General features: G+C 57.5%; 8 protein-coding genes and 1 pseudogene. 5 read left to right on the top strand and 4 right to left on the bottom strand.

What is annotated here, in order from left to right; genetic code table 11:
• The 4 genes from K5E37_RS29105 to cmoB form a co-directional block, all read left to right on the top strand.
• The coding region (locus tag K5E37_RS29105; protein WP_221535810.1) for a lysoplasmalogenase at positions 1-547 on the top strand (547 nt) is incomplete at its 5' end.
• A 127-nt stretch (positions 548-674) separates the two neighbouring features.
• The gene (locus tag K5E37_RS29100; protein WP_221535809.1) at positions 675-1088 is read left to right on the top strand and encodes a hypothetical protein; all 414 of its coding nucleotides are present in this window, start codon (positions 675-677) and stop codon (positions 1086-1088) included.
• Between the two features lie 195 nt (positions 1089-1283).
• A complete protein-coding gene (cmoA, locus tag K5E37_RS29095) occupies positions 1284-1991 on the top strand; it encodes a carboxy-S-adenosyl-L-methionine synthase CmoA (RefSeq protein ID WP_219737186.1) in 708 nt (235 codons plus the stop codon).
• Positions 1988-2944, top strand: a complete 957-nt coding sequence (gene cmoB, locus K5E37_RS29090; protein ID WP_221535808.1) for a tRNA 5-methoxyuridine(34)/uridine 5-oxyacetic acid(34) synthase CmoB — start codon at positions 1988-1990, stop codon at positions 2942-2944. The genes cmoA and cmoB overlap by 4 nt, the downstream gene beginning before the upstream one ends.
• A gap of 123 nt (positions 2945-3067) precedes the next feature.
• Here the strand turns inward: cmoB and tadA are convergent, their stop codons facing one another.
• From tadA to K5E37_RS29075, 3 genes are all read right to left on the bottom strand, one after another.
• The gene (gene tadA, locus K5E37_RS29085; protein WP_221535807.1) at positions 3068-3565 is read right to left on the bottom strand and encodes a tRNA adenosine(34) deaminase TadA; all 498 of its coding nucleotides are present in this window, start codon (positions 3563-3565) and stop codon (positions 3068-3070) included.
• Positions 3565-4941 carry a multicopper oxidase family protein gene (locus K5E37_RS29080; RefSeq protein ID WP_221535806.1) on the bottom strand — a complete coding sequence of 459 codons (1377 nt, stop codon included), beginning with the start codon at positions 4939-4941 and terminating at the stop codon, positions 3565-3567. The genes tadA and K5E37_RS29080 overlap by 1 nt, the downstream gene beginning before the upstream one ends.
• 148 nt (positions 4942-5089) lie before the next feature.
• Positions 5090-7813 (bottom strand): AAA domain-containing protein, encoded by a 2724-nt coding sequence (locus K5E37_RS29075; protein ID WP_221535805.1) that lies wholly within the window; start codon positions 7811-7813, stop codon positions 5090-5092.
• 525 nt (positions 7814-8338) lie between these two features.
• Between K5E37_RS29075 and K5E37_RS29070 the strand changes: the two genes are divergently transcribed.
• Positions 8339-10411: a TerD family protein gene (locus K5E37_RS29070; RefSeq protein ID WP_221535804.1), complete on the top strand. Its 2073-nt coding sequence runs from the start codon at positions 8339-8341 to the stop codon at positions 10409-10411.
• 130 nt (positions 10412-10541) lie between these two features.
• Here the strand turns inward: K5E37_RS29070 and K5E37_RS29065 are convergent.
• Positions 10542-10842, bottom strand: a pseudogene (locus K5E37_RS29065) (GMP synthase (glutamine-hydrolyzing)); the annotation flags it as partial.

Genomic DNA, 10842 nt, shown 5'->3' with positions numbered 1-10842 from the left:
GTTGCTGGGCTGGTTGCACGATGCGCCGCCCAGCGACTATCGGCGCTGGATCAGCCTCGGTCTGATTTTCTCGTTGATCGGCGATGTGCTGCTGGCGTGGCCGGGGGATTTGTTTGTCTTCGGTCTCGGCGCGTTTCTGGTCGCGCATCTGGCGTATCTCAAGGCCTATCTTAGCGATTGCCGGCGCCTGGCCCTGCTGCCGCTGATCCTGGCCCTTAGCGTGGGCGCCGTGCTGTTGGGCATATTGATCGGCAGCGGACTCGGCCCGTTGACCGTGCCGGTGATCGTCTACGGCACCGCCATCAGCGCCATGCTCTGGCGCGCACTGGCCCGACTCGGCAGCGGCGTACCGCAACGTTCGGCGCTGCTGGCGGCGGGCGGCGCGGTGGCGTTCGTGTTCTCCGACAGCGTGATCGGCATCAACCGGTTTGTCTCACCGTTCAATGCGGCGCCCTACATCATCATCCTCAGTTATTGGCTGGGGCAGTGGGGCATCGTCGCCTCGGCGTTCAAGCATCCGAATGAAGCTAAAGCCGATTTGCGATAAAAAGCGTCGAGCTCATTAGAAAATCGCATTAAAAACTGTCATTTCCGACAGTTAAATCCGCGTCCCCCTCAGCTTAAAGTGCAGTGAGAGACAGCAAACCGCCTGTCAATCGCCCGAGGGATCGACCATGAATAATCAGATAGAAAACGCCGATACGAACAACACCTTCAAATGCCAGATTGATAGCGGCGAGGCCTTCTACTTCCCAATCGTGAATTGCTTTCTCAGCAATTTTTTAAGGATTACGGGAGCGCAGGAGGAGTTTGAGCAGCAGATTGAGAATCTCGAATTCAACTTTGCTCCCGACATCCAAAGTGGCGAATACAAACTCAATGATCCGGGCGTCAACGTTGATGTCAGAACGGGCTGGGTGAACACTCGATATACCGCGACATCTTTGACCCTGAAACTCACGGTAGATCACTCCTCCAAGAGCATCTCCGGCGTATACGCCATCCAGACCGTGCAGGACTATGGAGGGGTAGTTGAACCAGGAATCGATGTGAACGGAAATTTCGCAGCCAATTACATTATCTCGTAAGTCTTGCCGCAATCTGGACCCGAGAAGGTTTCAGGCTAAGTTGATCGATTTTTGAACTTTAGCCTGACTCCGACCAGCACGGTTTATCAGACAACCCGCGCATCTGCGCGCCAGTTTGGCTAAAATGCCGGCCTTTTCATCGACACCGCCGGAACCGCCGTGAGCAAAGAACCCGATCGCATTTTCGCCCAGCCGATGGCCCAGGTGCCTGACTTCGCCTTCAACGAAGACGTGGTGCGGGTGTTCCCGGACATGATCAAGCGTTCGGTGCCGGGTTACCCGACCATCGTCGAGAACCTCGGCGTGCTCGCGGCGCAGTTCGCCCAGCCGAACAGCGTGCTCTACGACCTCGGCGCCTCCCTCGGTGCGGTGACCCAGGCCCTGCGCCGTCACGTGCGCACCGACGGTTGCCGGGTGATCGCGGTGGATAACTCTGCCGCCATGGTCGAGCGCTGCCGCGAGTACCTTAACGGTCAGGATTCGATGTTCCAGGAGTTGCTGCCGGTCGAGGTGATCGAAGGCGACATCCTCGCCCTCGATTTCAAACCGGCCTCGGTGGTGGCGCTGAACTTCACCCTGCAATTCATCGCACCGGAGCAGCGCACGGCGTTGCTGTCGCGCATTCGCCAATCGTTGCTGCCGGGCGGCGCGCTGATCCTGTCGGAGAAGCTGCGCTTCAACGATGCCGAGGAACACGCGCTGCTGACCGATCTGCACGTCGCGTTCAAACGCGCCAACGGCTACAGCGAACTGGAAATCGCCCAGAAGCGCAGCGCCATCGAAAACGTCATGAAGCCCGACAGCCTCGAAGAACACCGCGAGCGCCTGCTGGCCGCCGGGTTCTCGAAAGTCGTGCCGTGGTTCCAGTGTCTTAACTTTGCCTCGTTGATTGCCTTGCCATGATTGATCTGTCCCCCCTCGCCCGCCGTCTGGCCGGCACGCCGCTGGCCGAATGGGCCAACACCCTGCAAGTGCAGCTCGACAAGAAAATGGAGAAAGGCCACGGCGATCTGGAGCGCTGGCAAAGTGCGCTGGACGCCCTGCCGAAGATCCAGCCGACTGAAGTCGACCTGCTCGACGGCCTGAAACTCGACACCGATTGCGACGACGAAACCCGCGCACAAATGCGTACTGCCCTGATGGGCCTGTCGCCGTGGCGCAAAGGGCCGTTCGATCTGTTTGGCGTGCACGTCGACACCGAATGGCGCTCGGACTGGAAGTGGTCGCGGGTCGCTCCGCATCTGGATCTGAAGGGCAAACGCATCCTCGATGTCGGTTGCGGCAACGGCTACTACATGTGGCGCATGCTCGGCGCCGGTGCCGACAGTGTGATCGGCGTCGATCCGAACTGGCTGTTCTTCTGCCAGTTCCAGGCGGTGCAGCGTTATCTGTCAGAGCCGAATGCCTGGCACCTGCCGTTCCCGTTCGAAGACTTGCCGCCGAATCTGGAAGGCTTCGACACGGTATTTTCCATGGGCGTGTTCTACCACCGTCGCTCGCCGATCGAGCATTTGCTGGCGCTGAAAGATTGCCTGGTGAAGGGTGGCGAGCTGGTGCTGGAAACGCTGGTGGTCGAAGGCGACAAACATCAGGTGCTGGTGCCGGAAGACCGTTATGCGCAGATGCGTAATGTGTGGTTCTTGCCGTCGGTGCCGGCGCTGGAATTGTGGCTGCGTCGTGCGGGGTTCACGGATGTGAAGTGCGTGGATGTGAGCACCACCACTGTTGAAGAACAGCGCGGGACTGAATGGATGAAGTATCAGTCTTTGAGTGATTTCCTTGATCCGGAAGATCACAGCAAAACCGTTGAAGGGCTACCGGCGCCGATGCGGGCGGTGATTGTCGCGAAGAAGTAAATCTTCCAAACACCTAATAACACTGTGGGAGCGAGCTTGCTCGCGATAGCGGTTTGACAGTCAACATTTCTGTAACTGTCGGACCGAATCGCGAGCAAGCCCGCTCCCACATTGGTTTTGTGTTCAGTCTGCCGGTTTTGCGCGCCGCGCTCTGAAGAACTCGGTCAACACCGCCCCGCACTCCTCCGCCAACACCCCACCTTCATACAACACTCGATGGTTGAGAAAGCCCTGAGTGAAGAACTGCCCCTGACTCTGCACAATCCCGGCCTTGGGCTCCAGCGCGCCGTACACCACACGCGCAATCCGCGAATGCACGATCAGCCCGGCGCACATGCTGCACGGTTCCAGCGTCACGTAGAGCGTGCTGCCCGGCAGTCGATAGTTGCTCACAGCCTGAGCGGCGGCGCGGATCGCGACCATTTCCGCATGAGCACTGGGATCACTGGTGCTGATCGGGCAGTTGAAGCCACGACCGATAATCTCGCCATCCTGCACCAGCACCGCGCCCACCGGCACTTCGCCGAGGGCTGCGCCTTGTGCCGCGAGTTCCAGCGCCTCGCGTATGAAATCGCGATCACGGCTGCGGTCGATGATCGCCGCGGGGCGAATCTGGCGCATCACTTCACCTCGATGGCGGCCATCAGGCCGGTTTCCATGTGGTCGATCACGTGGCAGTGGAACATCCATACCCCCGGGTTATCCGCCACCAGCGCCACTTGCGCACGCTCGTTCTTGCCCAGCAGATAAGTGTCGGTGAAGTACGGCACGATCTTGTGCCGGTTCGACGCAATCACCTTGAAGCTCATGCCGTGCAGGTGGATCGGGTGCTGGTACTGGGTCATGTTCTTCAATTCGAAAATATAGCTCTGGCCCAGTTTCAGGCTGGCGATCGGCCGATCGGCGCAGGTCTTGTCGGTAATGTCCCAAGCCTTGCCGTTGATCTGCCACAGGCTCGGCGGCTTGCCGTTGTCGACATTCACCGACACCGAACCGACCCATTCGAAATTGAAGTTGAGTTTCTCGGCATTGGCCAGGTCCGGCTCGGCCACCGGGTTGGCCGGCAGTGCTTTCGGCCAGTCGGTCGGCGCGTCATTGTTGGCCACTGAGCGCAGGGTGCCGAGGCGAACCGGGCCGTTGCGCAGCGACAGCTCATCTCCGGCGGGCTGTGCCTTGATCGCCAGGCAGATGCGCATGCCCGGGCCCAACCAGTATTCCTTGCCCAACGGGCGCGGCTCGACCGGGTTGCCGTCCAGCGCATAGATCTGCGCTTCGACGCCGGGAATGTTGATGCGATAGGTCAGGGTGTTGTCGAGGTTGAGCAGGCGTACGCGGGTGATCTGCCCCGCCGGCAACTCGATCACCGGCGTAGGCACGCCGTTGATGGTCGACAGCCGCCCCGCCGTACCGCCACGGGCCGCTTCGCGCGGAATGCTGAACTCGACGAAGTTGCCCTCGTCATCGATGTGCCAGTTCTTCAGGCTCAGGGTCTTTTCGTACTTGAACCCGGTCGGCTCGCGCTCCTCGACAATCAACGGCCCGACCAGCCCGCGACCGAGTTCTTCGCTGCTGCTGACGTGCGGGTGATACCAGTAGCTGCCGGCGTCCGGCACACGGAATTTGTAATCGAAGTATTCGCCCGGCAGTACCGGCAATTGCGAAACGTACGGCACGCCATCCATCTCCAGCGGCAGGCGAATACCGTGCCAGTGAATGGTCGTCGCCACCGGCAGATGGTTGATGAACCGCACCCGCAACCATTCGCCCTGACGCACGCGCAACTCGGTACCCGGTGCCGACGGGCCAAACGCCCAGGCTTCGGTCTTGTGCCCCGGCACCAGCTCGACGTCCAGTGGTGCGGCGATCAGCTCATAGTCATGTCCCGCATCGGCATCGGCCATCTTGCCCAGCCAGTAACGCGACGCGCCCCCCGCTCCCACGCCAACGACAACAAGACCGGCCAGGCCACCGAGGATTTGGCGACGGGTAAAGGACATGAACTCAACTACCTCACGTATCTGCGGCGGGCCCGCAGGCCCGTAAAGGGCGAATACGATACACCTGCAATTGAGAAAGATTAAGTGAAGTGTTGTCGCATCCAATCCGGTATTGACGACAAAAAGAACCTCACTGTGCTCTTGAGCCTCAAGCGGGCGCGGTATTTCCTCCAGTGGTTGTACTTGCCCACTGCGCCATAAACTCGGCTACCCGGTCCTCGATGCGACTCTCGACGGTGCGTAGACGTAATAGCGAAATACCCGCCTTTTGCAGGATGCTGTCTTTCAAGGCATCCCGTTCGATTTGCATCGGTGTCGCGTGACTTCCTCCGTCGACCTCTATCACTCCGAGTGGTCTTTTACCGACTTTGAAATAGATCACGAAATCACAACTGGCGCGGTTGTCCATGAACTCCCTTTCTCTCGGGGTCAGCCACTCGTTGGCCGTCGAGACCAACTGGTTCAATTCGATCTGGCCGTGGGCCGCAATCCCGCGGTAGAGCTCCTGATCAAGGGTCTCTCGCAGTATCTGCGCCATGATCTGCTCGGACTTGTAGTCGGAATCGCTCCTTCGCAACTTGCTATTGAGCCGCTCCAGCGACTTGTCGTATTCCGTGTAGAGCAGATCGAAAGCCGATATCACGGGTGCGCGATGAAGTTGCGCTTCATCAGCGTAGTACTCCATATAACGCACCAACGCTGCGATGTGCCCATTGTTGGCCGTGAAAACGTCTTCGCCGGTGACCAGGGTGAAGCGCTTTTTGGCCCGCGATACCGCCACATTGATCATCCGGGGGTCGTCCACGAACGCTAGAAGTTTCGGTGTCGTGCTCTTTTTGTCCAGCACAGTGGAAAAGACGATCTCGTCGCACTCCCGCCCCTGGAATTTGTGAACGGTGTCTTTGACGAAATCCTCTGGCAAAAGAGTGCCAGACAACCTGGCCTGGTTCCTGAACGGGGCGATGAATCCTCTGCCGTCTTCGTCCTCCCAAGTACTTTCGCCCTCACCATCAAGCACTGCCAACAGTGAATCCAGTTCCCGGAGATTGGTTTTGTGCCGCGTGTGATTACCCTTTGCGGTCACCAGCAATGACAACGGCTTTTCCCCGCGATCTTCAGTCATCGGAACCAGTTGATCGTCGTAGAACTGCTGATTGCAGAACTTGATGATCTGCGGGTGACAGCGATAGTGCTCCTTCAATAGGGTCATCGGGATCGCACCTTCGAACACGCTGACACACGAATCCAGCAAACTGTACTTCTCGCAATCGTAGTGAGCCGCTGGTGCTGCCATGTCCAGCGTCGCCGGAATGTGTGCCAACTGCTTTCTGTCACCGACAACGATCAGATTCTTCGCACAGCCCAGAGCCAATACTCCAGGAACGATGTCTTGCTGCGAAGCCTCGTCAATGATGACGTAGTCGAGCACTGTGCCGGTTTTCAAGGAATTGACGATGGAATGCGTACCGCTTGAAATGATCGGATAGCGTTTTATGAATTCATCGAATCTGGCTTTCCGATAACTCTTGGCATCGAAGGGCTCAGTTTGCGGTACATGTCGGTGGAGATGCTGCTTCAAGTACTTCATCGAGGTACTCGTAAGTTCTTCAAGCAACACCTGATAATTACCCAGCCGCAACTTTTCCTGAAGCCCTGCCAGCGTCGCTTTTCTTTCCTGAAGCGCTTTGTCGTAGTAGTGAAGCTGCAGACCGTAGAAGACCGATTTGCGCTTGGCCCAGTCATCGAATGGTTTCATGCGCAGGATCTTGAAGTTGAACAGCATTTCTATCCTGTCCTTGATTCGCACGCGGTTGCCAGCGAGGTGCGTCAGGAATGCCATCAGGTCGGTGGACTTTTGCGGGGTCAGGTTATATTTGCCCAGGGGAATGGGATCCAGCACGCCACTTTCTTGCTGCCACTGCCGCAAATAACTGCGCTCGATCTCCAGTTCACTGACTTCAGTCCGCAGCCTGGCCATCGTGTTGCGGTCAGCCAGGTAGCCTTTGAGTTTCTGAAAGACACTCTGAATGTTCGCCATCTCAGGCGCCGCTTCAGGAGCAATTGTGGGTCGGGGACGAGGATTGGCAAAAAACGCTTCACGGTTTTCATTGCTGCCCAACTCGGCAACCAGATAACCGAGGCCTGACTTACCTAGCTTTTCACATACGTTGGACACTGCCGCATTGTTGTTCGATACCACCGCCACGGTTTTTCCACGCAACAGAATGTTGGCGACAATGTTCAGAATGGTTTGTGTCTTGCCGGTGCCGGGGGGCCCTTCGATCAAACTGATCTGAGAAGTGAAAGCCTGCTCCACTGCTTCAAGCTGACTCTCATTGAGACCAAATGGAAAAACAAGGTCTGCTACAGGCTCCTGACTTCCATTACGACCGGTGCAATAAGCGTGCAATGCGGTGCTCGCGCATGCAGAAATTGAATCGAACTGGCGCTGCACATTCTCGGCGATCACTTTATCCTTTTCCGATTCGGCCTGAATGACTCTCGCATCAGCTACAGAGCGGAAATACTGGAAAACCGAATCGTCTTTCATCTTCGTCGGTGTGGTGAATTCGATATCGGCGAGCTTGTAAGCGTACTTTTTGCCACCTGCGGAATACTGAACGACGGCATATTTCTCGCCGTAAATCACTGCACTCTCGACAGCACTTATCACTGAGCTGGATTTTTTCCTCAGTAGCAGGTGTTTCACTTCTCGAGTCGGAACAACCTCGCACTCGGCAAGCGGACTGGGCCAACTCTTGCCAGATGGATAGTGACAAGTCAGCGAGACGCCACCGCGCCCATCACCTTTTATCGTCCAGTCGCTGATCTGACGGGTCTTGTCTATTCCGTTCACGTAGATGGAAACCATATATCCCTTACGCAGCAGCGCTCACAGCCTGCCCACATCCTTGTCGTTGAAACCCGAATCCACCGATCCGGAGCAATTGACACTATTTTGCCACCACCCTTCATCCGTATACCAGCTTCCCGCCAGCGCACGCACCAAACAGAAATAAGCGTGTCCTGCTGAATTACAAGAGCGCCTTTCGGCGCCCTTGTAATTCAGCATATTTCCACTTGGTAGTCGCCAGATGGAACACTGCGAATACCTGAAAGACTTTGCGGCCCCTGAAAGGACGAGCGACCTATCACTCATAAACACCTTGTTTTTTCGGTGACGCAGCTTGTTACCGTTGGAATGCCAAGCAACCTGACAACCGGGGAGAACTTTCCGTAGAATGCCGGCGTGGCTATGGAACACCTTCCTTCTAAACCCTATGAACTAGGGGTTCCGCTCCCCACACCGCGCCTGCTCCCAGCAGGCGTTTTCATATCGGCTGTAGACACGATGCTGCAGCTCGCTCACGACGGCGACCCAGGGAGAAAATCAAGCATGAATCAGGAGCTGTTCCTGCGCCGCCGCAGCAAAGTTCACGTCCCGATGGGCACTGGTGGTGCCACGCGCGCTCAGGTCGCGTCGGCTGTCCGGGAAATCGCGGCGTTCCGCTGCGTACTGTCAGAGCCTCTGATTGAACAAATCGGCCTGTTGTCGGCGACAGAACTCAAGTCCTGGTTGCGTGACATTGTCAGAGTGCTTCGGCGCAGGAGTGGCGCTCATGTGCACCACCGGCCGTTTTACCCTGACTTTCCTGAGCAGGTTCTGACGGCCTCGGAGGCCGAGCTGTACCTCAACGCCGTCATGCATTACCACACGCTTCGACGTTTACCCGCGACTGAAGACTCTCGACCTCCAATGCTTGAAGGCAACTTCATTCCCTGGGTTATCGAACCGGGAAGCATCCCTGAGTTCGAGTCACTGCTCGAGCCGCTGGTTTCATCACGCACCTCGCTCTCCGAAGAGGAAGCGGCCGACGTCGTCTGGTTTATCCGCGAGTACAAAAGTGAAGTGTTCCGTCTGCTGCCTGAGGTCGTCCCGTTCCGGGAGATCCGGGCACAGGTTGGCGGCGCACTGATCCTGCATGTAGCTGGCGATGCACGGGTGGATGCATTTCTGGAGCAAAACGTCGAAACGGCGACTGACGTGCTACGACTGGCGATCGCCTTGAATGGAGGAGACGTGTCACTGGCAACCGCTACAACACGTTTCAAAGCGATGAAGCGCTCGATGCGCCGTCTGCTGTTGAGTCTGCTCGACCGAATACCCAACGCTACGGAAGACGTGATGCGGCATGCCGAGCGATGGAAACGCCTGGCTGAAGTACTTCATCCGGGCGATTACGCCGATAAATACCCAAGAGCGCTGGCCGCAATCACCGCAGCGCGTCGCAACGAAGCGCCTGCCTCATTTGGTTCACGCGTCGAAACATTGTTCGCCCAGCGCGATATTGCCGAGCTTGTGTCCGTGCTACTGAGCCGTCCCGGTGAGTTCGCACGACGGCTGGACGCGACCCTGCGGCGCGCGACGGAACCAGAGCCGGTTCTCGATGCGTTCGAGGCTGTTGCCCCACAAGTGTCCTCGCCTGTCCTGCTGCAGTTGCTGGCCCAGTCACGTGCGCCGCGCCCCCTGCCACTTCGGGCGTTCACACCGAAGGGTTCATTCGCCAAAGTCTATGGCATCAAGGATAACCGAGAGCTTCTCGCACCCGAGGTGCTGGCTCGTGCAGCGCGAATCTGCGAGGACGCTCTGGTAACGCGGTTTGCGACACTCCCGCCATTGGGTCGCTGTTACATCGATCCGGAATTACTCGAATACAGGGTACCGCTGGCACAACGCGCTTCTTCGAAATCGCTACGGACACTGGTGCGGGGCAGCCGATTGCCGATGCCTGACACACGTTTCATTCGTCTGTTCCTGTGGTGGAAAAACGGTCGTTCACGCACGGACATCGATTTGTCCGCCGCATTTTTCGATACCAACTTCGTGTTCAGAGAAACGGTTGCGTACTACAACCTGAGAGATTACGGCGGCTGCCACAGCGGCGACATCGTCGACGCACCCGAAGGGGCTTCGGAGTTCATCGACCTTGACCTTGAAGTCCTCGTCGAGAAGGGCATTCGCTACGTCGTCACGTCTATCAACTCATTCACCCAGCAGCCGTACTGCGATCTTCCAGAATGCTTCGCTGGCTGGATGGCACGCGCCGATACTGCATCGGGTGAAGTATTCGAGCCGCGAACCGTGTTCGATCGTATCGATATCGCCTCCGACACACAGATCTGTCTGCCATTTGTGATGGACTTGCAGGAGCGGCGCGTGATCTGGGCCGACCTGGGACTGACCTCATCTCCCCGGTGGAACAATGTCGGGAACAATCTCAGCGGGGTATCGTTGATGCTGCGGGCTTTGGTACATACACCACGGCCTGATCTGGAGACATTGTTCGATTTGCATGTACGAGCACGAGGCGAACGAGTGGCTTCGGCGCAGCAGGCACAAGCGGTGTTCGCACCTGATCAAGGGATAACGCCGTTCGATACGGATTTGATTCGGTCACAGTTCCTCTAATACCTGCGCCCTCCTCCGCACTTTCCGCCAAAAACAAAAATGCCAGTCAGATTAACTGACTGGCATTTTTTATAACCCCTTTTGCGCCTCTGCGAATCCAACCGCGAATTCTAGAGGGCGCGACGTAGGATCACTCCCACTCAATGGTCGCCGGCGGCTTGCTCGACACGTCGTAAGTAACGCGCGAAATACCTTCGATTTCATTGATGATGCGGCCGCTGACAGTTTCCAGCAGTTCGTAAGGCAGGTGTGCCCAACGTGCGGTCATGAAGTCGATGGTTTCCACGGCACGCAGGGCCACGACCCAGGCGTAACGACGGCCGTCGCCGACCACGCCAACCGATTTCACTGGCTGGAACACTACGAAGGCCTGGCTGACCTTGTGGTACCAGTCGGCCTTGCGCAGTTCTTCGATGAAGATGTGGTCGGCG

It is taken from the genome of Pseudomonas sp. RIT778, from assembly GCF_019718735.1.
GTDB classification, from domain to species: Bacteria; Pseudomonadota; Gammaproteobacteria; order Pseudomonadales; family Pseudomonadaceae; genus Aquipseudomonas; species Aquipseudomonas aphyarum.
This window is presented reverse-complemented; position numbering and strand designations above follow the sequence as displayed.

Coding starts and splice junctions, on each gene's coding strand:
- K5E37_RS29070 (WP_221535804.1), top strand. CDS start 8,339: ATGAATCAGGAGCTGTTCCTGCGCCGCCGCAGCAAAGTTCACGTCCCG.
- K5E37_RS29100 (WP_221535809.1), top strand. CDS start 675: ATGAATAATCAGATAGAAAACGCCGATACGAACAACACCTTCAAATGC.
- K5E37_RS29075 (WP_221535805.1), bottom strand. CDS start 7,813: ATGGTTTCCATCTACGTGAACGGAATAGACAAGACCCGTCAGATCAGC.
- cmoB (WP_221535808.1), top strand. CDS start 1,988: ATGATTGATCTGTCCCCCCTCGCCCGCCGTCTGGCCGGCACGCCGCTG.
- cmoA (WP_219737186.1), top strand. CDS start 1,284: ATGGCCCAGGTGCCTGACTTCGCCTTCAACGAAGACGTGGTGCGGGTG.
- tadA (WP_221535807.1), bottom strand. CDS start 3,565: ATGCGCCAGATTCGCCCCGCGGCGATCATCGACCGCAGCCGTGATCGC.
- K5E37_RS29080 (WP_221535806.1), bottom strand. CDS start 4,941: ATGTCCTTTACCCGTCGCCAAATCCTCGGTGGCCTGGCCGGTCTTGTT.